This window comes from Methanocaldococcus lauensis (assembly GCF_902827225.1).
In the GTDB taxonomy this organism is placed as follows: domain Archaea; phylum AGJL01; class Methanococci; order Methanococcales; family Methanocaldococcaceae; genus Methanocaldococcus; species Methanocaldococcus lauensis.
In genome coordinates, this window is record NZ_LR792632.1 from 659,441 (window position 1) to 683,662 (window position 24,222).

General features: G+C 27.9%; 29 protein-coding genes. 13 read left to right on the top strand and 16 right to left on the bottom strand.

All coding sequences use genetic code 11. From position 1 onward, the window contains the following. Positions 1 to 36: 36 nt before the first annotated feature. Complete coding sequence (locus tag KMP69_RS03745) at positions 37 to 516, top strand: hypothetical protein (protein WP_214400595.1); 480 nt, start codon at positions 37 to 39, stop codon at positions 514 to 516. On the opposite strand, the gene cofG is transcribed toward KMP69_RS03745, so the two are convergent. Continuing rightward, the gene (gene cofG / locus KMP69_RS03750) at positions 488 to 1,564 is read right to left on the bottom strand and encodes a 7,8-didemethyl-8-hydroxy-5-deazariboflavin synthase subunit CofG (protein WP_214400596.1); all 1,077 of its coding nucleotides are present in this window, start codon (positions 1,562 to 1,564) and stop codon (positions 488 to 490) included. The two genes, KMP69_RS03745 and cofG, sit on opposite strands and share 29 nt — an antisense overlap. Positions 1,565 to 1,799: 235 nt before the next feature. Between cofG and eif1A the strand changes: the two genes are divergently transcribed. The 7 genes from eif1A to KMP69_RS03785 all read left to right on the top strand — a co-directional run bounded on the left by eif1A (position 1,800) and on the right by KMP69_RS03785 (position 8,142). Next, positions 1,800 to 2,105, top strand: a complete 306-nt coding sequence (eif1A, locus tag KMP69_RS03755) for a translation initiation factor eIF-1A (RefSeq protein WP_214400597.1) — start codon at positions 1,800 to 1,802, stop codon at positions 2,103 to 2,105. Continuing rightward, positions 2,092 to 2,988: a serine protein kinase RIO gene (locus KMP69_RS03760; protein WP_214400598.1), complete on the top strand. Its 897-nt coding sequence runs from the start codon at positions 2,092 to 2,094 to the stop codon at positions 2,986 to 2,988. Before eif1A ends, KMP69_RS03760 begins: the two co-directional genes overlap by 14 nt. Before the next feature lie 45 nt (positions 2,989 to 3,033). Further along, a complete protein-coding gene (locus KMP69_RS03765; RefSeq protein WP_214400599.1) occupies positions 3,034 to 3,684 on the top strand; it encodes a KH domain-containing protein in 651 nt (216 codons plus the stop codon). Between the two features lie 552 nt (positions 3,685 to 4,236). Continuing rightward, the gene (gene trxR / locus KMP69_RS03770; protein ID WP_214400600.1) at positions 4,237 to 5,145 is read left to right on the top strand and encodes a F420-dependent thioredoxin reductase; all 909 of its coding nucleotides are present in this window, start codon (positions 4,237 to 4,239) and stop codon (positions 5,143 to 5,145) included. A gap of 62 nt (positions 5,146 to 5,207) precedes the next feature. Beyond that, the gene (locus KMP69_RS03775) at positions 5,208 to 6,497 is read left to right on the top strand and encodes an MBL fold metallo-hydrolase (RefSeq protein WP_214400601.1); all 1,290 of its coding nucleotides are present in this window, start codon (positions 5,208 to 5,210) and stop codon (positions 6,495 to 6,497) included. Between the two features lie 69 nt (positions 6,498 to 6,566). Then, entirely contained in the window at positions 6,567 to 7,352 is a 786-nt protein-coding gene (locus KMP69_RS03780) for an RlmF-related methyltransferase (protein WP_214400602.1), read from the top strand. A 10-nt stretch (positions 7,353 to 7,362) separates the two neighbouring features. After that, positions 7,363 to 8,142, top strand: a complete 780-nt coding sequence (locus KMP69_RS03785; RefSeq protein ID WP_214400603.1) for an isopentenyl phosphate kinase — start codon at positions 7,363 to 7,365, stop codon at positions 8,140 to 8,142. Positions 8,143 to 8,148: 6 nt separating this feature from the next. Here the strand turns inward: KMP69_RS03785 and KMP69_RS03790 are convergent, their stop codons facing one another. The 8 genes from KMP69_RS03790 to KMP69_RS03825 form a co-directional block, all read right to left on the bottom strand. Then, complete coding sequence (locus KMP69_RS03790; protein ID WP_250543634.1) at positions 8,149 to 9,981, bottom strand: DUF6541 family protein; 1,833 nt, start codon at positions 9,979 to 9,981, stop codon at positions 8,149 to 8,151. Positions 9,982 to 9,987: 6 nt separating this feature from the next. After that, positions 9,988 to 10,209 carry a class III signal peptide-containing protein gene (locus KMP69_RS03795; protein WP_214400604.1) on the bottom strand — a complete coding sequence of 74 codons (222 nt, stop codon included), beginning with the start codon at positions 10,207 to 10,209 and terminating at the stop codon, positions 9,988 to 9,990. 58 nt (positions 10,210 to 10,267) lie between these two features. Next, entirely contained in the window at positions 10,268 to 10,486 is a 219-nt protein-coding gene (locus KMP69_RS03800; RefSeq protein WP_214400605.1) for a class III signal peptide-containing protein, read from the bottom strand. A gap of 92 nt (positions 10,487 to 10,578) precedes the next feature. Then, the gene (locus tag KMP69_RS03805) at positions 10,579 to 10,854 is read right to left on the bottom strand and encodes a transcriptional regulator (RefSeq protein WP_214400606.1); all 276 of its coding nucleotides are present in this window, start codon (positions 10,852 to 10,854) and stop codon (positions 10,579 to 10,581) included. A gap of 10 nt (positions 10,855 to 10,864) precedes the next feature. Continuing rightward, entirely contained in the window at positions 10,865 to 11,401 is a 537-nt protein-coding gene (locus tag KMP69_RS03810; protein WP_214400607.1) for a hypothetical protein, read from the bottom strand. A gap of 5 nt (positions 11,402 to 11,406) precedes the next feature. Beyond that, entirely contained in the window at positions 11,407 to 12,279 is an 873-nt protein-coding gene (nifH, locus tag KMP69_RS03815) for a nitrogenase iron protein (RefSeq protein WP_214400608.1), read from the bottom strand. A 30-nt stretch (positions 12,280 to 12,309) separates the two neighbouring features. Further along, positions 12,310 to 13,179: a PHP domain-containing protein gene (locus KMP69_RS03820; RefSeq protein ID WP_214400609.1), complete on the bottom strand. Its 870-nt coding sequence runs from the start codon at positions 13,177 to 13,179 to the stop codon at positions 12,310 to 12,312. A gap of 9 nt (positions 13,180 to 13,188) precedes the next feature. Further along, complete coding sequence (locus KMP69_RS03825; RefSeq protein WP_214400746.1) at positions 13,189 to 14,625, bottom strand: NAD(P)H-hydrate dehydratase; 1,437 nt, start codon at positions 14,623 to 14,625, stop codon at positions 13,189 to 13,191. Between the two features lie 128 nt (positions 14,626 to 14,753). On the opposite strand from KMP69_RS03825, the gene KMP69_RS03830 reads away from it, so the two are divergent. Further along, positions 14,754 to 15,674, top strand: a complete 921-nt coding sequence (locus KMP69_RS03830) for a beta/alpha barrel domain-containing protein (protein WP_214400610.1) — start codon at positions 14,754 to 14,756, stop codon at positions 15,672 to 15,674. On the opposite strand, the gene tsaA is transcribed toward KMP69_RS03830, so the two are convergent. Beyond that, positions 15,675 to 16,052 (bottom strand): tRNA (N6-threonylcarbamoyladenosine(37)-N6)-methyltransferase TrmO, encoded by a 378-nt coding sequence (tsaA, locus tag KMP69_RS03835; RefSeq protein ID WP_214400611.1) that lies wholly within the window; start codon positions 16,050 to 16,052, stop codon positions 15,675 to 15,677. After that, complete coding sequence (locus KMP69_RS03840; protein ID WP_214400612.1) at positions 16,052 to 16,792, bottom strand: TatD family hydrolase; 741 nt, start codon at positions 16,790 to 16,792, stop codon at positions 16,052 to 16,054. Before KMP69_RS03840 ends, tsaA begins: the two co-directional genes overlap by 1 nt. A gap of 44 nt (positions 16,793 to 16,836) precedes the next feature. On the opposite strand from KMP69_RS03840, the gene KMP69_RS03845 reads away from it, so the two are divergent. After that, positions 16,837 to 17,925 (top strand): DUF362 domain-containing protein, encoded by a 1,089-nt coding sequence (locus KMP69_RS03845; RefSeq protein WP_214400613.1) that lies wholly within the window; start codon positions 16,837 to 16,839, stop codon positions 17,923 to 17,925. On the opposite strand, the gene pyrB is transcribed toward KMP69_RS03845, so the two are convergent. Continuing rightward, positions 17,922 to 18,830 (bottom strand): aspartate carbamoyltransferase, encoded by a 909-nt coding sequence (gene pyrB, locus KMP69_RS03850; protein ID WP_214400614.1) that lies wholly within the window; start codon positions 18,828 to 18,830, stop codon positions 17,922 to 17,924. The genes KMP69_RS03845 and pyrB overlap by 4 nt on opposite strands. Before the next feature lie 83 nt (positions 18,831 to 18,913). On the opposite strand from pyrB, the gene KMP69_RS03855 reads away from it, so the two are divergent. Both KMP69_RS03855 and KMP69_RS03860 read left to right on the top strand, forming a co-directional pair. Further along, a complete protein-coding gene (locus KMP69_RS03855; protein ID WP_214400615.1) occupies positions 18,914 to 19,258 on the top strand; it encodes a DUF2304 domain-containing protein in 345 nt (114 codons plus the stop codon). Then, a complete protein-coding gene (locus KMP69_RS03860) occupies positions 19,236 to 19,466 on the top strand; it encodes a hypothetical protein (RefSeq protein ID WP_214400616.1) in 231 nt (76 codons plus the stop codon). The genes KMP69_RS03855 and KMP69_RS03860 overlap by 23 nt, the downstream gene beginning before the upstream one ends. A 4-nt stretch (positions 19,467 to 19,470) precedes the next feature. Here KMP69_RS03860 and cobM read toward each other — a convergent pair whose 3' ends face one another. From cobM to KMP69_RS03880, 4 genes are all read right to left on the bottom strand, one after another. Continuing rightward, on the bottom strand, positions 19,471 to 20,235 hold the full coding sequence (gene cobM / locus KMP69_RS03865; RefSeq protein WP_214400617.1) for a precorrin-4 C(11)-methyltransferase: 765 nt from the start codon (positions 20,233 to 20,235) through the stop codon (positions 19,471 to 19,473). A 13-nt stretch (positions 20,236 to 20,248) separates the two neighbouring features. Further along, a complete protein-coding gene (locus KMP69_RS03870) occupies positions 20,249 to 22,081 on the bottom strand; it encodes a DUF2207 family protein (protein ID WP_214400618.1) in 1,833 nt (610 codons plus the stop codon). Between the two features lie 23 nt (positions 22,082 to 22,104). After that, positions 22,105 to 22,671: a LemA family protein gene (locus KMP69_RS03875; RefSeq protein ID WP_214400619.1), complete on the bottom strand. Its 567-nt coding sequence runs from the start codon at positions 22,669 to 22,671 to the stop codon at positions 22,105 to 22,107. A gap of 71 nt (positions 22,672 to 22,742) precedes the next feature. After that, positions 22,743 to 23,309: a GMP synthase subunit A gene (locus KMP69_RS03880; RefSeq protein WP_214400620.1), complete on the bottom strand. Its 567-nt coding sequence runs from the start codon at positions 23,307 to 23,309 to the stop codon at positions 22,743 to 22,745. A gap of 362 nt (positions 23,310 to 23,671) precedes the next feature. Here KMP69_RS03880 and KMP69_RS03885 point away from each other — a divergent pair, with 362 nt between their 5' ends. Further along, entirely contained in the window at positions 23,672 to 23,923 is a 252-nt protein-coding gene (locus KMP69_RS03885) for an IS200/IS605 family accessory protein TnpB-related protein (RefSeq protein WP_214400621.1), read from the top strand. The last annotated feature ends 299 nt before the right edge of the window (positions 23,924 to 24,222 follow it).

Below are 24,222 nucleotides of genomic sequence, written 5' to 3' on the forward strand. Positions count from 1 at the left end.
AACAGAGTCATATTAAAAATATTTTTGGTGTTAGGTATGGAACTTAATAAAATTAAAGAAAAAATTAATGAATGGAAAAATAGAGAATGGAGGTGGAAAGGTAAGGGAATGGTTGAAATTAAATTTATCTGTTTAATTGAGAGAGCAGAAAGTTTTAAAAAATTAGTAGAAAATTTAGAGCATATTGTTATTGAATATGAAAAGATAGAAAAACTTATTGAAGATGAAGATATAAACGAAATTGCTAAGTTAAATTTATTCTGTGGAAATAATGTTTATGAAGAGATGTTAAAAGACATTTTAAGTTCAAATAAATTTATATCTTTGACTGTAAGTTTTGATGAAAATATGGCCTATGTTAAATACATTGAAAGAGGAAAAGAGGAAATTTTAACATTAGATGGAAAATCTACATATAAAGCATTGCAAATATTAAAAAATAGATACGAAGACATTTTAAAAAGGCAAATATCTATAATTGAAAACTCTATTCCTTTAACCATCCCATCTCAATAATTTTGTTATAAACTTTTTCACTCAACCACTCTCTACTTATATACTTATCATAGACAGGCAATCTCATCTTTAACTTTAATCCTAACTCTTCAGTCATATTTCTTAATTCCTCTATTTCTGGCCACTCTGCTTCTGGATTTACATAATCCTTTGTTAAAGGAGAAACTCCTCCCCAATCATCCACTCCCGCCAATAAAAATAACTGTCCTGTCTCTCTATTTAAATTTGGAGGAATCTGAATAGAGATATCTTTTAAAATTAACTTTGCTAAGATTATAACCTTCAACATTTTTATAGGTGTTGGCTCCTTAAAATTTTCCATTGGAATGCCTTTCTTAGGTTTGAAGTTTTGAATTATAACTTCTTGAATATGCTTATATTTATCATAGATTTCTTTTATTTTAAAGAGGGAATCAACAATTTCCTTGTTAGTTTCTCCTATTCCAATTAATAATCCAGTAGTGAATGGAATTTTTAATTTTCCAGCATTTTTAATCATCTCTATCCTTAACTTTGGATCTTTACCCGGGCTGTATTTATGGGCAATAGTATTCATCAATCTCTCTGAGGCGTTTTCTAACATTAACCCCATAGAGGCATTAACATCTTTAAGCATCTTTAACTCTTCATAATCTAAAATTCCACAGTTAGTGTGTGGTAATAGAGAAGTATTGTTTAATGTCCATTCTTCTAAATCGTAAAGATATTCTAATATATTGCTATAACCCAAAGATTTTAACTGTTCTTTAATCTCTTTGTTTTCATCTACTCGCTCTCCAAAGGTAAATAACGCCTCTCTACAACCTAACTTATCCCCTCTCAATAAGATTTCCTTAACTTCATTAGGTTTCATTAAACTTGGGTTATCTTCTCTAAAAATGCAGTATCCACATCTATTTCTACACCACTTAGAAAGAGGAATAAATACATTTTTTGAGTAAGTTACATATTTTCTTTTGAAGTTGTTGTTAATTAAATTTATATAATTCAATATATCATCAACAGATGCAGAGTTGAGAAAATTTATCGCCATCTCTCTACTTATCATACATATCCCCTTATATTTAAATAATTGAACCTTTAATAATTTTATATCGACCATAAAGCAATATATATAATGAGTAATATAAAACTATTTGCAGTAAAAAGTTAATTGAGTATATTAAAAGTAAATTAAAAAACACTATAGAGTTTAAATAAGCATAAATAAAAACTTAGTATTTATAAGAAACACTATTAAAATTTCAAAAAATAACAAACAAAAATAAAAAAGGTGAGACAATATGGCAGAGCAACAAGAACAACAAATTAGAGTAAGATTACCAAAAAAAGAAGAGAATGAAATATTAGGAATTATAGAGCAAATGTTAGGAGCAAGTAGAGTAAGAGTTAGATGTTTAGATGGAAAAACAAGATTGGGTAGAATTCCCGGAAGATTAAAGAAAAAGATTTGGGTTAGAGAGGGAGATATTGTTATAGTAAAACCATGGGTAGTTCAAGGAGACCAAAAATGTGACATAATTTGGAGATACACAAAAACACAAGTTGAATGGCTTAAGAGAAAAGGTTACTTAGATGAGATATTATAAAAAGGTGATGAATATATCTAAAGATTTAGATTTTAAAGTTAAAGATATTGACAAAGAAATTTATGAATTGAATAAATTACTATCTGAAAAGGAAGAGTTTCAATTAGATAGAGAATATCAAAAAGAAATCTTAGAAAAAGAAAGAAAGTTTTTAGAAGATTTAAAAACAGTCAATGAAGTTTTTGATAAAAGAACTCTTATGACATTATTTAGTTTGTTGGCAGGAAAACATTTAACAGAGTATATAGGAATAGTAAATTCAGGAAAAGAGGCTGTTGTATTTAAAGCCAGAAAAGGGAAGTTTTATAGGGCTGTTAAAGTTTATAGAGTTTCTACCTGTGATTTTAAAACTATGAGTAAGTATATACAAGGTGATCCAAGATTTCATTTGAGAAAGAGTAGTAGGAGGCAAATTATACACGCGTGGGTAGAAAAAGAATTTAGAAATTTAAGAAGGGCTTCTGAAATTATAAATGCTCCTAAGGCGAGATTGAGGAGAGAGAATGTTTTAATTATGGATTTTGTTGGATATAGAGGAATTCCTGCTCCAAAACTTAAAGAATTTCAAGATTTAGATTGGGAGAGATACTATAAAATTATAAGAGATAGTATGAAAAAACTTTACGAAGAGGGAGAGCTAGTTCATGGAGATTTGAGCGAATATAATATTTTAGTAAAAGATAACGAGCCAGTTTTTATAGATTTTTCTCAGAGTGTTATAACTCAACATCCTTTGGCTCATCCTTTACTTATAAGAGATTGCATAAACATCTGTAATTTCTTTAGAAGAAAGAAAGTTAATTGTAATTATAAGGAGTTATATAAGTATATTACAGGAAATGATATAAATCCAGTTGACGAGGCTATGATTAAGCAGTTGTAAAAAATAATATTTATTTAAATTATTTATTTTTGTGTTGGTGAGAGAATGGTGTTTAAAAATATTGGCCAAGATAAAAATATTGAGATTTTAAAAATCCCAAAAGAAAGAGTTGGTGTTTTAATCGGCAAAAAGGGAAGTGTTAAAAAAACAATTGAAAAAGAGTTGGGAGTTAAATTGGAAATAGATGAAGATGGAACTGTAACTATTTACGGAACTGATGATCAGAGAGATCCATTAGCTGTTTGGAAAGCTAAGGATATTGTTAGAGCAATTGGAAGGGGATTTAATCCAGAAATCGCTTTAAAATTAGTTAGTGATGAGTATGTTTTAGAAGTTATAGATATAGAAAATTATGCAGGCTCAGAAAAGAGTTTAAGAAGACTAAAAGGAAGAGTTATTGGTAAAGAAGGAAAATCAAGAAGATATATTGAGGAATTAACAGGATCAAATGTATCTGTCTATGGAAAAACCGTTTCAATTGTTGGAGAGCATGACTCTGTACAAATAGCAAAAGAGGCTGTTGAAATGCTTTTAAGAGGAGCATCTCATGCAAAAACTTTCAAATTCTTAGAAAGAGAGAGGCAGAAAATAAAGAGATCTAAATTTGAATTGTGGAAGAGAAGTGAAGTTGATGAGTTGTATGAAAAAATGAATCAAAATTATGATAATTATGAAAATGAAGATTTTAAAGACTGATATCCTCTTCCACCTAAAGGGATGAAGATTCCCATAGGTACCACCGTTTCCCATTTCCATAGCATATTATAACATATAATATCTTACGGCTATGGAAATGGGCAGTCATCAACTCACAGATTCATCGAGAATACCAATATCTCTGCCATAGGTTCATTGACTTGGGTAGAACGGAGACAGCCCCATAAAAGGAATTTATATTGACCTCGAAGGCAGAGTCCTCTCATCGGTTATATAACAATATTGTTCCACTGATATTTAGAAACTGCTACAAACCCTTATGAGTTCATTGAACTTCGATGAACGGATACAACCTTCGAAGGTTTTTTATCAAAGTTATAAAGATATATTAACATTGTAATATATTTAAATATTTTATATTATTGTTATATTACAGAAAACAGAAATTAAAAACTATTTCGAACTCTTATGAAATAACAATTTTTAGCTGGGAGGAAACTATAAAAAAAATATTAAATTAAATAATATTTATTAAAAATCTATTAAAATAAGATTATATAAAAATACGATATAAAAATACGAGGTAGTAAAATGACATACGATACAATAATTATAGGAGCTGGTCCAGGAGGTTTAACAGCAGGAATATACGCAATGAGAGGTAAGTTAAATGCTATATGTATAGAAAAAGAAAATGCTGGAGGTAGAATTGCAGAGGCGGGGATTGTTGAGAATTATCCTGGATTTGAAGAAATTAGAGGATTTGAATTGGCAGAAAAATTTAAAAATCACGCTGAAAAGTTTAAACTACCTATAATATATGACGAAGTTATTAAAATAGAAATTAAAGAAAAACCCTTCAAAGTTATTACAAAAAATTCAACTTACGAAACTAAAACTATCGTCATAGCCACAGGAACAAGACCTAAAAAGTTAGGTTTAAATGAGGATAAGTTTATTGGTAAGGGCGTTAGTTATTGCACTATGTGTGATGCCTTTTTTTATTTAAATAAGGAGGTAATTGTTATTGGAAGGGATACTCCAGCAATAATGAGTGCTATAAATTTAAAAGACATTGCTAAAAAAGTTACTGTAATTACTGATAAATCAGAGTTAAAAGCAGCAGAGCCTATAATGTTAGATAAACTTAAAGAGGCAAAAAATATTGAAATAATATACAATGCAAAACCCTTAGAAATTATTGGAGATGAAAAGGCAGAGGGAGTAAAAATATTAGTCAATGAAAAAGAAGAGATTATAAAAGCTGATGGGATATTTATAAGTTTAGGACACATTCCAAATACTGAATTTTTAAAAGATAGTGGTATAAAATTAGATAAAAAAGGATTTATTATAACAGATAAGAATTGCAAAACGAATATAGAAGGAATTTATGCTGTGGGGGATGTTAGAGGAGGAGTTATGCAAGTAGCTAAGGCTGTTGGAGATGGATGTGTTGCTATGGCAAATATTATTAAATATTTGCAAAGCTTAAAGTAATTTTATCTTTTCTAACTTTTTTATAAAATTAAAAAAAGAAATTATTAGAGGTTGGGATAATTATGGAAATTATTTTTAGGGGTGCGGCATTAGAGGTTGGTAGAAGTTGCATTGAAATAAAAACCGATAAAAGTAAAATATTATTAGATTGCGGAGTTAAACTTGGAAAAACTATTGAATACCCAATATTAGATGAATCTATAAGAGATGTTGATAAAGTTTTTATCTCTCATGCTCACTTGGATCATTCTGGGGCTTTGCCAATACTATTTCACAAAAAAATAGATGTTCCAGTAGTAACAACAGAATTAACAAAAAAATTAATTAAAATTTTGTTAAAGGATATGGTTAAAATTGCTGAATTTGAAAATAAAAAAATTTTATTTAACAATCATGATGTGAAGGAAACTATAAGACATACAATTCCTTTAAATTACAAAGATAAAAAATACTATAAAGATTTTTCATACGAATTTTTTAATGCTGGACATATTCCTGGGAGTGCCTCAATTTTGTTAGAGTATGAGGAGAAAAATAAAACTATACTTTATACTGGAGATATAAAGTTAAGAAATACAAGATTATCAAAAGGGGCTGATTTAAGTTATATAAAAGATGATATTGATATTTTAATTATAGAATCAACCTATGGAAATAGTATCCATCCAGATAGGAAGGCTGTTGAGTTGTCATTTATAGAAAAAATTAAGGAAATATTATTTAAAGGAGGAATTGCCTTAATTCCAGTATTTGCTGTTGATAGGGCTCAAGAGATTTTATTAATATTGAATGACTATAATATTGATGCTCCTATTTACTTAGATGGAATGGCAGTTGATGTTACCAAATTGATGCTTAAATATAAAGAGCTATTAAATGAAGGGTATAAAATGGAAGAATGTTTAAAAAATGTTAAATTAATTGAAAAGTCAGAAGATAGAGTTAAAGCAATTGAAAATCTATCAAAAAATGGGGGAATTGTTGTAACAACTGCTGGAATGTTAGATGGAGGACCAATACTATATTATTTAAAATTATTCATGCATGATCCAAGGAATGCTCTATTATTAACAGGTTATCAGGTTAGAGATTCTAATGGTAGACATTTAATTGAAACTGGAAAAATATATATTGGAGAAAATGAGGTTAAACCAAACTTAGAGGTTTGTTTATATAACTTCTCATGCCACGCTGGAATGGATGAACTACATGAAATAATTAAAAAGGTAAATCCAGAGTTGTTAATTATACAGCATGGAGAGGAAACTCAGGCAACAGTATTAAGAAACTGGGCTTTGGAGCATGGATTTGATGCAATAGTTCCAAAATTAGGAGAAAAGATAAGATTATAGTATTAAATTATTTTTTAGATTTTATTTTTGTCTTAAATTTCTTAAAATTTAAAAATACTTGGTGTGGATATGTTAGGACTTAAAATTGAGACAGCATTAAAATACAATGAAAATCTAAAAAAATATGTCTATAAAAAAGGGGATAAACTTAGGATAGATTTTAAAAATAAAGATGCTTTAATAGAATACAATAAAACTATTTTAAAAGTTTTATTTAATTTAGATGTAGAATTTCATAAAAATGGTTTAGTTCCTACACCAATAAACAGATATTACTTTATAAAATCTACTTTTGAAACATTATATAGATTGGGAATAAAAAAACCTAAAGTTTTAGAGATAGGAACAGGACATTCAGCAATAATTTCTCTATTAATAAAAAAGTTTTACGATGCTGATGTATATGCTACAGAAGTTGATGAAGAATTTTTAAAATTTGCTAAAAGAAACATTGAAAAAAATAAATTAGATATAAAACTTATAAATTCTAAGGGAAAAATTATTGATGGAATAGAAGAAATTAAAGGTAAAAAATTTGATTTAATTATATCCTATCCTCCATTTTATTCAAAAAATTCTGTAAGTAGTGGGAGAAAATTTGGAGGAGCTAAGGCAAAGAGTGTTGAATTGATAGGTAGAGGTAAGTATGGAGAGGAATTTTCATTTAGAATAATTGAAGAAGGTATTAATTTTTTAAATAAAAAAGGAGTAATTTCTTTAATGATGCCAAAAAAACCTGAGAAAAGGAGAGAGTTAATAATTGAAAAAATGAAAAATATTAACTTAGATGTGGAAGTTGATGAAATAAAAACAGGAAATAGATTAAGATATGTAATTAAAGGAATAAAAGAGTAAAGGGGATAGAATGTTAATTATACTAAAATTGGGAGGAAGTATTTTATCAAATAAAAATATTCCTTACTCAGTTAATTGGGATAATCTTGATAGAATATCGAGAGAAATAAAAAATGCCTTAGATTATTACAAAAGACATAATAAAGATATAAAGTTAATATTAGTCCATGGCGGTGGCTCTTTTGGGCATCCTGTTGCTAAAAAATACTTAAAAATTGAGAATGACAAAAAAACATTTGTAAATATGGAAAAAGGTTTCTGGGAAATTCAAAGGGCTATGAGAAGATTTAACAATATAATTATAGACACTTTACAGAGTTATGACATTCCTGCAGTTTCTATACAGCCATCTTCATTTGTCATCTTTGGAGAAAAATTGATTTTTGACACTTCAGCAATAAGGGAGATGATTAAAAGAGATTTAATTCCAGTAGTTCATGGAGATATAGTAGTTGATGACAATAATAACTATAAAATTCTATCTGGCGATGATATAGTTCCGTATTTATCTAAGGAGTTAAAAACTGATGTAATACTCTACGCTACTGATGTTGATGGAGTATTGATAAACAACAAACCTATAAAAAGGATTGACAAAAATAACATTTCTCAAATCTTAGAATATTTAAAGGAATCTAATAAAATAGATGTTACTGGCGGAATGAGATACAAAATAGAGACAATTATGAAAAATAAATGTAGGGGAATTATATTTAATGGAAATAAAATAAATAATATTTATAAATCTTTATTGGGCTTAGTGGAAGGTACTAAAATTGACTTTTCATAATATTCATCATTTAATTTCAACTAATTTTGCATTTCCTATTTGATATAATATTTTAAAGTATTTACTGTTGTTAAAAAATCCTTTATCATATCTTCCCAAATATTCAGAGATATATATGTATTTTATATTTTCTCTTTTGCACAGATTTACGATAAAAGTATAGTTTTTATTATCAATTGCTGTTGCAATGTCAAATAATGATATATTTCCCTCTAATTTATCTCTACCTGATGAAAAATTGTAATAACAAAATACTGGTTTATTTTTTGTGTATATTGGTAAAAACTGAGCGGCGTCTTCACCAAAATTCAGTATTGTTTGATTTGTTATATTATTTTTGTTTATATATTCAAAGATTTTTAAGTCGTTTTGATGTATCACATATATCTTTTTTTGGAAATTTGATAATATACTATAGTTTGTATAGGAAGCATATAATGAAAATAATAATACAAAACTTATGAAAATTATCTTTAAAAAATTATATTTTCTTTTTTTCATTGATATTAACCTATATAGGAAATATAATCCTGAACCGTAGAATATTGGCATAATTATTTGGATATGCATAGCCATTCTTGCACTGTCATATTGGTTACTGAAAAATGGAATATATATATGTAGAAATTTTATGTTAATAATGTTTAAAATTAACAATATTAGCAATATAATAAACGGGATTCCGTTGTATTTAATTCTGCTTAAATTATAAAGTCCTACAATTAATAAAAAAGTAAATACTATTGATATTATAAAGGTATTTATATTATCTAAAATACCTGTTTTTAGTGTGTTTGTCCAAATGTATATGTAATATATTCCCAATCCTGCCAATATGTTATGAACTATTTTTAATATAGGTTCAGGAGAAAAATTCGTAGATTTTCCATAATTTATAACACTTTTAGCCATTTTTTGTAATATTAACAAAACAGCCAAAGATATAGACAAAATATAGGAACTCCAATATTTTATAATATCTTTATAATGTTTTGAATATAAATCGTAAATAGATACTGATATTAAGAATAATGTTAATATTATCAATGGAAATGTGTGTATATATACCAAAGATAATATAACGAAGGAGAATAAATATATGTATCTATTATCCTTAGTTATTCTATATTTTAATATAAAGAATATACATACGAGCATCATTGCATATCCTAAGGTATTTGGAAGCAATGTTCCAATAATTCTATAAACAACATTTGTTAATGGAAAAAATAATGATATAAAAATACCTAATCCTCTTTTTATTCCCTCACCAACTAAATAATAACCAAAAATAAATAGAATTAGCATATAAAATTTCATAAATTGGATTGAATTAAGTATATCACTTACAGATGATGATAACAAATATATAATAGAATGAAAACCAGAAGGATAATCTACATAGTATTTATATGGTTCCTCATTTGTCTTATAGAATATTGTTTTTTCCTCAATAATTTCCTTTGCTTTATAGGAATGAAATTGTACATCAGTTGTATTCGCAGGATTTTGTGGAAATAAAATGTAGCCAATGAAAAGAGAATATATCGTTATTATAGCAAGAATTATATGTGACTGTTTAAAATTTTTAAATTTAATAAATTTATTAGGTTTTTTATTTTTGAAGTATATCAACAGTAAAATTAACAACAATGGAATTATATATAAATATTTATACATTGGTTTGTTTGAAATTGATAAAAGATATGAGAAAATAACTATATAGGAGACAGTTATAAATAGTGTTGTTAATATCTTTTCCTCATTATTTAGTGGATTTATAAAATAGATTAATATTAACAAAACTAAAAAATAAAATAAATCTATAATTATCACCATAAAGATTTATATGTTTTTTAAACTGTTACTATACCTTATTGAAACATTATTTAATGCATCTATAGTTTTATTTACAGTTTTTCCAGGAGTTTCAGGGTTTGAATCTAAATAACCTGAAAGATAATAATAGGATGCAATAGTTGCCATTATAATAGAAGCAAATATTATTACACCGATTTCCATAGAAATTTGTCCTCTCTTAGAAAAAAGTTTTTTAATAATTGGCATAAAAACACCAAAAAATTTAAAAATTTAATAATTAGTACTACATTGAAATATTAATAAATTAAATATTACTCATTAAATTTGCATATTTATTAGCTGCATTTGACATGTTTTCTATTGTTGAGTTTGCTGCAGCTCCTGCTCTACTTGCAGCTCCTTTGACATTTGTAGCATAGAAGTATGCTGCAATAGCGGCAACTGCAACAGCTGCAGCAATTAAAATTCCTATCTCCATTGAAACCTGCCCTTTCTTTGACAACAATTTTTTTAAGATTTTCATTCTATCACCTTTTATATATTATCTACACAAAATGTTTATATAATTATAACCTATATATAAATGTTACACATACTTTATTCTACAAAGTATATCTATCCAATATTTGATAAATTTAATAATTCAGTTAAATATTTTTTAAAATTTTCTCTCCCTACATCTGTAATTTTAACTATTGTTTTTATTCTTTTTTTAAAAGGATATTTTTTAATAATTATATAACCTTCTTTTTCCAATTTTTTTAAATGAGCCCATAAATTCCCCTCAGTTGTTTTAAGTTTTTCAAGTAAATATGTAAATTCGCAGTATTCCATTCCATACAATATTGCCAATATCTTAACTCTTATCTCAGAATTAAATACTTTACTCATAATCACTCCCTTATTTATTATCACAAAATAGTAAGATAAAGGCAATAATCATTTGAATTGTTCCCAAAATCAAAAACTGATAATTTAAATATAATATCATTAAGATAGTAGAAAATATTAATAATAAGCCACAAACCTTTCTATATTTTGATTTAAATAATATCCCGTCTACACATAACAACAATCCATAAATTGAGGCTATAAAAACACCTAAAAGAGGAGGATATATTACAAATACAGAAATAGAAGATATTATGATACATGCTAATCCATAAACAATAATTTCTTCTAAGATTTTATCAAAATATCCATGGACTTTTTTATATAATCGCTTCTGCCTTATTATTAAGACTACTCCCATTATAATAATTAAAACCATCGTAATAGTTAATGCCGTAATATTCTCAAAAAAAGATAATACCAAATGAAGTAAGAAAAATACCAATGCACTTATAAAATTAGATATAAAATAAACTCTTTTTTTGTATTCTCTATCTTCACTACTATATCCTTCTTCTATCAACTCCAAAATTTCCTTCACATTCATAAATATCACTTATAAAAACTCTTTAATCTCTCTTTAATCTTCCTACCAATCATTAATATTTCCTCATTTTCTAAAGGTTTTGGAATTACCCCACCTTTATTTTCATAAATTTTTTTAGCCAAATCTCTATAAATTGATGCAATTTCACTGTCTGGGGCGTATTCTATAACTGTCTTACCTTCAATTTCTGCCTCTGCTATTAAAAAAGAATTTGGAATTTTACCAACTATATCAGTTCTCAATTTTTTGGCAAACTCTTTAACAATATCTTCTGCATCTAATGAACCTCTAACATTGTAAATTAATCCTCCTAACTTAATCCTTCCAGTTTTTGCAAATTCTTTAATTCCTTTACAAATATTGTTTGCCGCATATATTGACATATAGTCAGAGGAAGTTACAATATAAATCTGATTGGCAAGTCCCATTCTCAAAGGCATTGCAAAACCACCACAAACAACATCTCCAAGAACATCATATAAAACAACATCAACTCCCAATGTTTCAAAAACATTCATCTTCTTTAACAACTCTATTGCCACTATAACCCCTCTCCCAGCACATCCATAGCCAGGCTTAGGCCCTCCTGCCTCAACGCAGTAAATTCCCTTATAACCTTTATAGACAATATCATCTATACTTATAACTCCTTTTTCTATTGCCTCATCTAAGTTAAGTTTATCCAAATTTTTTTCTCTAATTGTATCTAATACCGTTGGAATCTCCTTTCCACCTCTTAAATTTGAAGTACAATCGTGTTTTGGGTCACAACCTATAACCATAACCTTCTTCCCTTCATCAGCCAAGGAAGCGGCTATATTACACACAGTTGTAGATTTACCAATACCACCCTTACCATAAAAGGCAATTTGTTTCAAAAATACCACCTCTTTCATAAAATTAAATATTTAGATATCCTCCAACTTTTCTTTAGCCTTCTTTTTAAGATAGTAATTTCCTATAAATCCAGATAGTATTGGTAAAGGGGTAAAGATATACATAAAACCTCCAAAAACTCCTAAAATTTTTTTATAAAATTTTATTGAATTTATTTTTTCATCATCTACTTTAAATAACATAGATTTTATTAATTTTTTCTCTGATTCTAATACTATATCATAACTCCATAAAATAGCCTGATATAGAGGAGTTGGCTTTCCCCCAAATGTTGTTCTTTTTTTAATTATTGCTTTATATAAATCATCTGATGAATTACCTTCAAATAATGTATATGCATTACCAACCATTCTTGCTATATGTGCATCACTACTCCCAATAAATGCAAATGGCTTTTTATGATAATTTTCTATAACCTTTTTTAAAGCTATATTATTTACAATTCCATCTCTATGATAAGCGTTAAAAACTTCTACTCCATCTAAATCTAAATCAAATATTCTATCTTCAAGAGATTTACATATTGGGCTATATGGATGTGGTGCTATCGCCAATCCTCCCTGTTCTTTAATTCTTTCTATTGTCTCCTCGGGAGTTAAATATTTAGGAATCTCTTCATTTAAAAATAAGCCAATAATTTCTCCCTCAGTAGTCAAAATTTCACTACCAACTATAACTTCAATATCAAACTCTTTTTCTAATTTTTTAGTTTCAATTCCCCCTCTTATTGTATTGTGGTCAGTTATTGCTATAACTCCAATATCTCTTTTTTTAGCCATTTTTAAAATATTCCTTGGCTCTTCTACGGAATCAGGAAATTTTAACTTCCAAAATCTCCCTATACCTGAATATTTAGTATGTATATGTAAATCTGCCTTCATATTATCTCCTTATTCAAAGAGTTTTAAAACATTTGGAATTTTTTCAATTAAATCTAATGCCGTGTAGTAATAACCTTTTTCCTTTAAAAGTAAATCCCCAGCATAGCCATTAATAAAAGCTCCACAACACGCAGAAATAAAAGGCTCATTTGTAGCAAATAATCCTCCAATTAACCCTGCCAATACATCCCCAGAACCCCCAACTGTCATTCCTGCATTTCCTGTCTTATTTATTTTTAAATTATTTGAATTAAATATTATGTCATATTTTCCTTTTAATACAATCGTTGATTTTACTTTCTCTATATTATTTAAGTCTATTTTCATATATTCAAACTCTTTTTTATGGGGTGTAAATATGTAACTTTCAGAGAATTCAATATTATCATAATCAATAACTTTAATTGCATCAGCATCAATTATAACCTTTTTATCATATTTTGATAAAAATTCATTTACAAATGACTTTGTTTTATTGTTATTAGATAAACCACTTCCTAAAACAACGACATCATACTTTTTAGCGATATTTAAAGCATAATCAACATGTTGAGCACTTAAATAGTTATCTTCAACCTTATACATAATAAACTCTGGATGATTTAATTTGTCTATTACACAATTAACAGAAAGAATCCCCACCAAATCAACAACTTTTAATGCGGCCAATCCAGCCAATATTGGAGCCCCAAAGAAATCTTTACTACCTCCTATAATTAATACTTTCCCATTCTGTCCTTTGTGGCTATTTTTATCTCTCTTTTTTAATGCTTTTAAGTCACCCCATCCAACTATATACTCTGCCTCTTTAGGTATTCCTATTTTTTCAACAATTACATTTCCTTTATTTATCGTCTTTCTCTTATGGAATGTTATAGTTAAATCACTTTCCAAGTTTCCAGTTTCTACATCAACGCTCACAACAAAAATATTTTTATTTATTTTCTTTAATTCCTTTATTTTATTAACTATTGTCCTATATGGCTCTCTCAACTCTCCTTTAATTCCTGTTCCTATCATAGCATCTACAATAACAGCCTTTTTCTCCTTTAAACTTTCAAAAATATCCTCAATATCATCAAATCCTCTAATTTCCATAATTTTTATATTTCCAAACTCTGCCAAATTTTTTAATATTTTAAAGTTCTCTCTTGCCTCATAAGTTTTTATCTCTGATTCTTTTCCAATTAATATAACAATTCCTCTTCCTAAATGCCTCGCCGCAACAAAGCCATCTCCACCATTATTTCCAGTTCCACATAAAAAAATGTATTCCTCTGCCTCAATATTTTTAATTTTATCATATACTGCCTTTCCAGCATTTTCCATTAACAGTATCTTTTGAACTCCTAAATACTCTGCATTGTCATCAATAATAGCCATTTCCTTTGGAGTTATAACATCTTTTTCTTTTATTTTCTCCTTTAAAATGTTAAATATCTCCATTACTTTCATCCTCTCCCACATAGATACTTATTAATATTATGTCATAATTATAATTAATATATCATATTGTCAAAGTTGTTATATATAGATTACAGCAACCAATATTTCAATTAAATTAGGGGGTTTTTATGGTAAAGAAACTTAGAAAGAAAGATATAAGGGTTCCATTAACTGTTCCAGAAAGTGTTAAAAAAGAATATATTAGTAATTATTTAGAATTAACTAAAAAGACAGGAAATGTTATGATATTTGCAGGAGATCAAAAAATTGAGCATATGAATGATGATTTCTTTGGGGAGGGGATTGCTAAGGAAGATGCATCTCCAGAGCATCTATTTAATATAGCGAGTAAAGGAAAAATTTGTGCATTTGCTACTCAACTTGGATTAATTGCAAGATACGGAATGGATTATAAAAAAGTTCCATACATTGTAAAGATTAATTCTAAAACGCATCTTGTTAAAAGTAGAGATCCTATAAGTAAGGCATTAGTAACAGTTAGAGATGTTGTCAATTTTAAAGAAAACTCTGGATTAAATATTTTAGGAGTTGGCTACACTATCTACCCAGGAAGTGAATATGAGCATATAATGTTTGAGGAGGCATCTAAAGTTATATTAGAGGCTCATAGGCATGGATTAATTGCCATAATTTGGAGTTATCCAAGAGGTAAGAATGTTAAAGATGAAAAAGACCCTCATCTAATAGCCGGAGCCGCTGGAATTGCATGTTGCTTAGGAGCAGATTTCGTAAAAGTTAATTATCCCCACTGCGAAAATGCCGCTGAAAGATTTAAAGAGGCAGTATTAGCCGCTGGAAGAACAGGAGTTTTATGTGCAGGAGGAAAGAGTGTAGATCCAGAAATATTTTTAAAAAGAATTTGGGAGCAAATAAACATTAGTGGAGCAAGAGGAAATGCTACTGGAAGGAATATACATCAAAAACCATTAGATCAGGCAGTAAGAATGTGTAATGCAATATATGCAATAACTATTGAAGGTAAAAGCGTAGAGGAAGCATTAAAAATATATTATGGAGATAAAAAATAATTATTTTGGACAGTCCAACTCTTCTGAAAATATTTTTATGTCAATTATTGGTGTTTTGTCATAAGCATCAATTTTATCAATAATAATTTTATTTTTATTAATTTTGTGGATTTTTACTGTGTATTTTCCAATAGGATTAGGTCTATACGGAGAGCGAGTGGCAAACACACCCTTTAATGGATTCTTTAAATTCTTTTTTGGATGAACCTTTAAAATTTTTCTTTTTTCCTCATCATCATTTTTGTGAAACCAGAGGAGAATAATAATATAATTTCCTTCTTTTAAACCTTCTAATCCATCAATATATTCATCAAATATCTCTAAAATAGTATAATTTTCATTCTGCTTTACGACTCCAATAGGTTTTAAGTAAAACATTATAATCTCCTCTTAAAAAACTTACATGCATTTTTATAAATAACTTTTTTTACCTCATCAACATCCATTTCTTTAATTTTACCTATCTCTTCAACAACCAATTTAACATTTTTTGGCTCATTTTTAGCTCCTTTAATTGGAGATAAATAAGGGCTGTCAGTTTCAGTTATTAAGTAATCAATGTCTAAATTTTCTACAAGTTTTTTATGATGCTCTGAAAAACATAATAGAGTAGATATTGAAATTAAATTGCCCTCTCTACAAATATTTTTTGCAGTTTCTAAATCTCCACTGTAACAGTGAAACATAATATCAACTTTATCTTTAGCTATATCAAATATCTTCCTCTCAAAACCTCTTGCATGAACTACAATTGGTTTGTCAAGCTCTTCTGCTAATGATAAAAATTTTTTAAATATCTCTTCTTGCCTTTCATAGTTTTCATCTTTAATATCCATCCCAATCTCTCCAACAGCTAAAATCTCATTCTCATTATTTCTAATTAAATTATAAACTTTATTTATTATTTTATTATCTGCCTTAACCCTTGAAGGATGATAACCTAAAGTTAAATAAATATTATATTTTTTCTTAAATTTTAATGCTCTTAAACATCCTCCTAAGCTTGCTCCACTTGTTACTATTTTAACATTCTCTTTTTTAGCCCTCTCAATTACTTCATCTCTATTTTTATTAAAATTTTTGTCCTCTATATGACAGTGAGCATCAACATAAAACATAGAACCACCTTAATAATAATAAGATAATTTTAATGAGGGATAATATGGAAAAAGTTTATTATATAATAAGGGAAAATTATGACTCATTAGATAATAACATCCTAAATTTAACATTTAAATCTTACAACCTTAATAATTTTGATAAAATATTAATAAAGCCCAATATTCTTGGACCTTATCCTCCTGAAAGATGTGTTACAACTCATCCAAAATTCTTAGAGTGGATTATAAAATATTTGCAGAATAATTTTAACGGAGAAATTGTTGTTGGAGAGTCATCTGGATATTCAACAAGAAAATCTTTTAGAGTTTCTGGAATTGAAGATGTTTGCATAAAATATGGAATAAACTATATTTCTTTTGAGAAAGATAAATATGTAAAAACAAAAATTCTTAATAAAGAAATTCCAATTCCAAAAACTGTTATTGAGAGTGATTTAATAATAAATCTCCCAAAATTAAAAACTCACATTTTAATGAAATTTACTGGAGCTGTTAAAAATTTATACGGCTGTATTCCTGGAGGTTTAAAGCCAAAACTTCATGGACATTTTCCAAAGGAAGAAGATTTTGCGGAGTTGTTGGTAGAGCTTTATAAATTTATAACCAAGAATAGGGAAATTATAACCATAATGGACGGAATTTGGGGAATGGAAGGAAACGGACCAAGTAACGGAAAGCCAAAGCATTCAAAGATAGTTATATCCTCAACAAATCCTGTTGCAGTTGATTTATTTGCTTCCTATTATATTGGTTATAAAATGGATGAGATTTTAACAAATAGATTGCTTAAAGTTGATTTTGAAGTAATAGATGCAGACAAAAATGAGAAAAAATCTCTCAATGAAATAAAACCTATCAAATTTAAAAAACCAGATACAGTTTTATTAAATTCTATATTGCCCCCTCAAATAATTAAAATAATTTTCAATCTTATGACTCCTTTCAATCTTATGACTCCAAAACCAAAGATAAATAAAAAATACTGTAAAAAGTGTGGAATTTGTGAAAAGGTTTGTCCAGCTAATGCAATAGTTAATTTGAAAATAGATAGAAAAAAATGCATAAACTGCTATTGTTGTCATGAGATATGCCCCTATAATGCTATTGAGTTAAAAAGATTTTTATTTTAATATTCTATTAATTTCTTCAAAATAGCCATTCTCACAGGGATTCCATAAAAACTCTGCTTAAAATACTTTGCCTGTGGTAGATTATCTACTTCATAATCAATTTCATCAACTCTTGGTAATGGATGCATAATTATAAATTTTTTACCTTCAACAAATTCTTTTGTAATTCTATAACTACCTTTAACCTTTTCATATTCATTAGGATCAGGAAATCTCTCTTTTTGGATTCTTGTTACATATAAAACATCTATACTATCATCAATATCTTCAATATTTTCTTTTTCATAAAATTTTATATTTTTGGATTTCAAATCTTCAATTATATCTCTTGGCATCTTTAACTCTTTTGGGGAGATGAAATACATCTCAACATTTTTAAATAAAGATAAAGCATAAACTAATGAATGAACTGTTCTCCCATACTTTAAATCTCCAACAAAGGCTATTTTTATCCCATCTATTTTTCCAATCTCTCTCATTATTGTGTATAAATCTAAAAGCGTCTGTGTAGGATGCTGATTACTCCCATCTCCAGCGTTTATAATTGGAACAGAGGAATATTCACTTGCCAATCTTGCCGCTCCTTCGTTAGGATGTCTTAAAACAATAATATCTGCATAACTACTTATAACTCTAATAGTATCTATAAGACTTTCTCCCTTAGCAACAGAAGAACTTTTTAAATCAGTCATTGTTATAACTTCTCCTCCTAATCTTTTCATAGCCGTTTCAAAACTTAACCTTGTTCTTGTTGATGGCTCATAAAAAACAGTTGCTAATATCTTCCCTTCTAAAAGTTTTAAAGGGGTTTTTTTCTTTAATAACTCTTCCATTTTCTCTGCTTCATCTAAAATTTCTAAGATTTCTTTTTTACCTATATCTCTCATTGAGATTAAGTGCCTCATGTTTATCCCTAATATTATATATAGAAGGTTTAACAATAACTTAAATAATTAAAGAATTATAAATATTTTGGAGGAAAAGTAATATGGAATTAATTCAAATAGTTGGGATAGTATTTGCATTGTTCGCTTTATCAAGAGTTATATTACAACTAAAAAGAAGAAATATTAATATCAATGAAGGGCTATTCTGGATTTTCGTTTGGAGTTTTATTATTCTATTGTTAATATATCCAGAATTTTTTGGTTATATTGCAGAGATTTTAGGAGTAGGGAGAGGAGTAGATGCTATTATCTATATTTCTATAGTAGTTCTATTTTACCTAATTTATAGAATTTATGCCAAAATTGATAAATTAGAAAGACAGATAACATACTTAGTTAGAGAAATAGCCATAAGGGATAGATATGAGCCAAAGAGAAGAGATTGATTTTAAATTATCGTTAATTTATGACGCTCTACCTTATATGGAAAATGTAGATTTCATTAAAAAGTTAATTGAAAGTAGTGATAGTTTAGAAGACCTTGAAAAAAAAGTTAAAGAACTCTTGGAAAAAGAAACTGATATTACTAAAAAAACTGATTTAAAAATATTATTAGAAAAAATTGAAGAGTTTAAAAACAAATATCAAAAATAATTTATTATTTTTTCTTTCTATAACCATGCTCAAATTCTTTATCGTAGAGTTTTGAATAAGCATAATATTTAGGATTTAAAACTTCTCCAACGATTATTAAGGCAGTTTTATTAATTCCCTCTTTTTTTACCTTTTCAGCAATATCTTTTAAAGTTCCTCTAATAATCTTTTCATCCTCCCACGATGCGTGATAAACTACTGCTACAGGAGTATCTTCTTTATAACCACCCTCAATTAACTCTTTAACGACTTTATCAATCATTGAAACTCCTAAAAAAATAGCCATCGTTGATTGATGTTTAGCTAAATCTCTAAGTTTTTCTTTTTCTGGCATTGGGGTTCTTCCTTCTGGTCTTGTAATAATTACAGTTTGAGAAACTTCAGGAAGTGTTAGTTCAACCTTCAATGATGCAGTTGCTGCAAATAAGGAACTAACCCCTGGAATTATTTCAACATCTATCCCATATTTTGATAGTTCATCAATCTGCTCCTTTATAGCTCCATAAATAGATGGGTCTCCAGTATGCAATCTAACAACTTTTTTTCCTTGTTCAACTGCTTTAACCATTACATTAATAATATTCTCCAAATCCATATTTGCACTATTATATATTTCAGCGTTTTTTTTATTATATTTTAAAAGTTCTTTATTAACTAATGAGCCAGCATAGATAATAACATCTGCCTCTTCTATGGCCTTTTTACCTTTTACTGTTATCAACTCTGGGTCTCCTGGACCTGCTCCAACTATAATAACCTTTTTTTCCATAATTTCCCTCTATTTATCTTGCTCCTCCTCCACCGCCACCAAAACCTCCTCCAGCTCCAAAGCCACCGCCAAACGAACCAGAAGAGGAACTTGCAATAGTTGTAGTATAAGCACTATTTACAGAATGATACATTGAACCATAGGCAATATAAACCGCTGGAGCAATTTCTGTTTCTGGAATATTTATATTTAATGATTTCATTGCCTCTACAACTTTATTCCCCACCCCTAAAGCAGTTCCATATATTAACCACTCTTTCCAGATTGAAATATCTTCTGGAGAATACTTTTTAATCATTGCTAAGTCAGATAAAAATTTTTTAAATGCATCCCATTCGAGTTTTTCTTTATAGTAATTATTTTTCCACCTTCCAAATAGAGATTTTGGCGTAAATAATAGTAATATAGTTTGTATAATTAATATAATTGGTAAGTAAGGAATATCTCTAAATACAGGATAATATTTAGAAAACTGCATAGAAATCAAATATAGAACTATTGTTAATAATACAAAAACTCCCAACAATATCCATATTATATCCTTTCCAGAAGTATCCAAGAACTGTTTTGTTAAAGTTGATGACAGTGGAGGATTTTTCATAACTCTATTAACATCATTCCATAACATTTTAATTCTATCTTTATCATCTATATTCTCTGCTATTTTTTCAATTTCTTTTGGATTGAATATATCATCTTTTGCATATTTAATTAAAAATCCCATAACAACTCTTTCATACTCATCTAAGTCATTTAAGTTTTTATTTAGAATTTTTATTTTTACATCTTCATCATCTTTCATTATTTTTATGTATCCTCTATTATGCAAATCCAACAATGTAGCATAAAAACCATTTTTATCAAAATTACCTACTTCTCCATTAAATATAAGATTAACAACCCACGGCTTTCTATTTTTGTTTGGAACATAACTTAAATACTCTGGAACAACATAAAATTTCTCCTTTCCATATTTTTGATAGATAATATAGGCGATTAAAGGAAAGGTTAATATTAAAGCAATTAAAAGATATTTTATAACCAGTGATATGTTGTATATCATTAAATATCTATTATATGCAGATATTGTTTTTTCTTTAACTCCTTCTATATAATTTAAGAATCCATTAACGGAATATGGCTTTAAAAGGAACTCAACTTCAATTGGCTCATCTTTTGGGCTACTACCTTCAATTGTATATCCAAAACTTGTTTTATAAACATTGTATGTGGAAGGATAAACAAATAAATTTAATATACTTTTATTTTCATCAATTATGTTTATTTTAACATTTTTATATGGTAGATGCTCATCTGCGAGTAGTAAATTTATATGACAAACTTTATTATCTGTTTCAATTGGAGGATATATGTAAAATTTATACTTTGTTTTATAAATTCCAACACTGTAATAATTAGGGTTGTAAAATCCAACTTCATTTCTAATATAATATTCATATACAAGGTTATATAGGTTAGAAATTATCCACCTATCCACATTTCCAAATACAAAAACATCTCTTTTATAATCCACAACATATCCAACCATATTTTTTGACGATGCTGAAAGATTTAAAACCCTTACATAAGGAATCTCTAAGCTCTCATTATAAGTTAATGGAACTTTCCAATCTCTGTATAGCATTCTATATTTTCCATTTGACAAAATTTCATAAGTATATTTTTCTTCTAAGGTTAAATTTTTGCTAATATATAGATTTGCCTCATAATTCTTAACATAAACATCAGAATATCCCGTTATATTTAAATTAACTAAAAAGACACCTAAAACTCCAACAATAAAAATAACAATACAAAAAATAATCATTTTCTTTTCTTCACTCATAAAAATCCCCCAAAATTAAAAATTTAAAAGTTAATTTTAGGTCTTTCATATATATCTTCTTCAAACTGTAAGTAATCCATCTTTCTAAATCCAAATATATTTGCCACAATATTTGAAGGGAATAAATCAATTTTTGTATTGTATTCTTGAACTATATTGTTGTATGTGTATCTATGTCTTGCAATTTCATCCTCTATCTCTCTTATAGCATTCATTAGTTCTTTAACTGTCTCAGATGTCTTTAACTCTGGATAGTTTTCTACTGCAACTAAAATATTTCCCAAAATATTTCTTGATTCTCTCTCAATATTTTGAATATCCTCTGTTGTATTTGCCTTCAAAACACTACTCCTTAATTCAGTTATTTTTGTTAATGTCTCCTTCTCAAAGCTTGCATAACTTTTTACACTTTCAACGAGTTGGTTAATCATATCCAATCTCTTTTTTAAAGATACCCTTATCTGCCCTAATGTAGCCTCAGCTCCATTTTTTAACGTCTGGAATCTGTTATATATTAAGATACTATAGATTATTATACCCAAAATAACCAATATTATGATTAAACCAACAACAATTAGTAATAATGACATAAATTTCACCAAAAAGATTTGAATTATTAAATTTTATGTTATTGTTAATATATAAATTTTGTTATAAAAATTTATAAAAATTTATAGCCACAAACTCTACAAAAGTTTTTCAAAATTTCACTGCCATATTCTGTGTGTGCCACTTCAGGATGAAATTGAACTCCGTAAATTGGTTTTGATTTATGCTTCATTGCCTCAACTTTACATATATCAGAATGAGCTAAAATTTCAAAATCCTTTGGGATTTTTTTAACGTCATCTTTATGAGATGCCCAAGCATTGAACTCTTTTGGAACATTTTTAAATAAATCATTTTCCTTATCAACATAAACTTTTGTTAATGCATATTCTTCAGCCTCAGCCCTCCCAACTTCTCCACCATATGCCTTAGCAATTAATTGATGTCCTAAACAGATTCCTAAAATGGGAAGTTTTGCATTTAACGCTATGTCAATACAATTCTTTGCCTTTTCAATATCTGGCCCTCCACTCAATATAATTCCTTTTATTTCTTTATTTTGTTCAATCTCCTCTAATGGCGTTGTATTTGGGAGTATTTTTGAGGGTACTCCTATGTATTTTAAACTTCTATGTATTCTATGAACATACTGCCCACCGTTGTCTAAGATAACAATCATTTATACCACCTCATTATAATAAAAATTTTTATTTGTTTGATATTTATTTGAAGAAGATTTAAATATATCGCCATATTTTTTGGATATTTAAATCTTGCGTGATGTTTATACTATATTTAATACGTAAAAATATTTAAGTCAAACTATATAAATTATATTACTATAAATTGATGCTAAGGGACTCTACTTTAATGAATTCAGATGAGATCTTTTAGATTTCATTAGATGGAAAAATTTTGTTGTCTAAATCACAAATTGCAGAACAAGGTTTGAAGACTTGCAAGCGATTATCAAAGTTAGCCGTGAAGGAAAGGAATTATGTTAATGACTATATTCAGTTGTAAATTTAGCGAAAGAAAAGGATGTTTCAAAGGATTGTTATAGGAAATCTGACGAATAATTTTCCAAATATAGACATAGGTAGAAAAAATAACGAAAAATTTCATAAAATTCCGTTCAGAAAACTAATACATAGAGTAACTTATAAAGCTGAAGAAGAAGGAATATCAGTGGAGTTGGTGGATGAAAGTTATACATCTCAAAAATGCAGTGTTTGTAAAGTAATAAAGAAATCAAATAGGAAATACAGAGGTTTATATTTTTGTTCTGTCTGAATGTAAAATGGTTATTAATGCAGATGTTAATGGTGCGAGGAATATATTATTTAGCGTAGTCCCAAATCCCGAATGGGGATTAAACGAAATCCTTACGGATTTCGTAGCCCTCGCTTCGCTACGGTAAGGATAGTGGGCTTAGCTACCCATAGAGATGAGCTTAAGCTCCCTCTCCTAAATCCTCCGCTTTAGGTGAAGAGTTGTCATATCATCAAGCAATCAAATTAATTAATATATACAATAGATTTAAATATAAATATGGAGCTACAGTATATAAGTAATTATATATAGCATCACAA

Excerpts from the sequence above, each read along its gene's own strand:
- KMP69_RS03745 (WP_214400595.1), top strand. The coding sequence starts at position 37 with ATGGAACTTAATAAAATTAAAGAAAAAATTAATGAATGGAAAAATAGA.
- cofG (WP_214400596.1), bottom strand. The coding sequence starts at position 1,564 with ATGATAAGTAGAGAGATGGCGATAAATTTTCTCAACTCTGCATCTGTT.
- eif1A (WP_214400597.1), top strand. The coding sequence starts at position 1,800 with ATGGCAGAGCAACAAGAACAACAAATTAGAGTAAGATTACCAAAAAAA.
- KMP69_RS03760 (WP_214400598.1), top strand. The coding sequence starts at position 2,092 with ATGAGATATTATAAAAAGGTGATGAATATATCTAAAGATTTAGATTTT.
- KMP69_RS03765 (WP_214400599.1), top strand. The coding sequence starts at position 3,034 with ATGGTGTTTAAAAATATTGGCCAAGATAAAAATATTGAGATTTTAAAA.
- trxR (WP_214400600.1), top strand. The coding sequence starts at position 4,237 with ATGACATACGATACAATAATTATAGGAGCTGGTCCAGGAGGTTTAACA.
- KMP69_RS03775 (WP_214400601.1), top strand. The coding sequence starts at position 5,208 with ATGGAAATTATTTTTAGGGGTGCGGCATTAGAGGTTGGTAGAAGTTGC.
- KMP69_RS03780 (WP_214400602.1), top strand. The coding sequence starts at position 6,567 with ATGTTAGGACTTAAAATTGAGACAGCATTAAAATACAATGAAAATCTA.
- KMP69_RS03785 (WP_214400603.1), top strand. The coding sequence starts at position 7,363 with ATGTTAATTATACTAAAATTGGGAGGAAGTATTTTATCAAATAAAAAT.
- KMP69_RS03790 (WP_250543634.1), bottom strand. The coding sequence starts at position 9,981 with ATGGTGATAATTATAGATTTATTTTATTTTTTAGTTTTGTTAATATTA.
- KMP69_RS03795 (WP_214400604.1), bottom strand. The coding sequence starts at position 10,209 with ATGCCAATTATTAAAAAACTTTTTTCTAAGAGAGGACAAATTTCTATG.
- KMP69_RS03800 (WP_214400605.1), bottom strand. The coding sequence starts at position 10,486 with ATGAAAATCTTAAAAAAATTGTTGTCAAAGAAAGGGCAGGTTTCAATG.
- KMP69_RS03805 (WP_214400606.1), bottom strand. The coding sequence starts at position 10,854 with ATGAGTAAAGTATTTAATTCTGAGATAAGAGTTAAGATATTGGCAATA.
- KMP69_RS03810 (WP_214400607.1), bottom strand. The coding sequence starts at position 11,401 with ATGAATGTGAAGGAAATTTTGGAGTTGATAGAAGAAGGATATAGTAGT.
- KMP69_RS03820 (WP_214400609.1), bottom strand. The coding sequence starts at position 13,179 with ATGAAGGCAGATTTACATATACATACTAAATATTCAGGTATAGGGAGA.
- KMP69_RS03825 (WP_214400746.1), bottom strand. The coding sequence starts at position 14,625 with ATGGAGATATTTAACATTTTAAAGGAGAAAATAAAAGAAAAAGATGTT.
- KMP69_RS03830 (WP_214400610.1), top strand. The coding sequence starts at position 14,754 with ATGGTAAAGAAACTTAGAAAGAAAGATATAAGGGTTCCATTAACTGTT.
- tsaA (WP_214400611.1), bottom strand. The coding sequence starts at position 16,052 with ATGTTTTACTTAAAACCTATTGGAGTCGTAAAGCAGAATGAAAATTAT.
- KMP69_RS03840 (WP_214400612.1), bottom strand. The coding sequence starts at position 16,792 with ATGTTTTATGTTGATGCTCACTGTCATATAGAGGACAAAAATTTTAAT.
- KMP69_RS03845 (WP_214400613.1), top strand. The coding sequence starts at position 16,837 with ATGGAAAAAGTTTATTATATAATAAGGGAAAATTATGACTCATTAGAT.
- pyrB (WP_214400614.1), bottom strand. The coding sequence starts at position 18,830 with ATGAGGCACTTAATCTCAATGAGAGATATAGGTAAAAAAGAAATCTTA.
- KMP69_RS03855 (WP_214400615.1), top strand. The coding sequence starts at position 18,914 with ATGGAATTAATTCAAATAGTTGGGATAGTATTTGCATTGTTCGCTTTA.
- KMP69_RS03860 (WP_214400616.1), top strand. The coding sequence starts at position 19,236 with ATGAGCCAAAGAGAAGAGATTGATTTTAAATTATCGTTAATTTATGAC.
- cobM (WP_214400617.1), bottom strand. The coding sequence starts at position 20,235 with ATGGAAAAAAAGGTTATTATAGTTGGAGCAGGTCCAGGAGACCCAGAG.
- KMP69_RS03870 (WP_214400618.1), bottom strand. The coding sequence starts at position 22,081 with ATGAGTGAAGAAAAGAAAATGATTATTTTTTGTATTGTTATTTTTATT.
- KMP69_RS03875 (WP_214400619.1), bottom strand. The coding sequence starts at position 22,671 with ATGTCATTATTACTAATTGTTGTTGGTTTAATCATAATATTGGTTATT.
- KMP69_RS03880 (WP_214400620.1), bottom strand. The coding sequence starts at position 23,309 with ATGATTGTTATCTTAGACAACGGTGGGCAGTATGTTCATAGAATACAT.
- KMP69_RS03885 (WP_214400621.1), top strand. The coding sequence starts at position 23,672 with ATGTTTCAAAGGATTGTTATAGGAAATCTGACGAATAATTTTCCAAAT.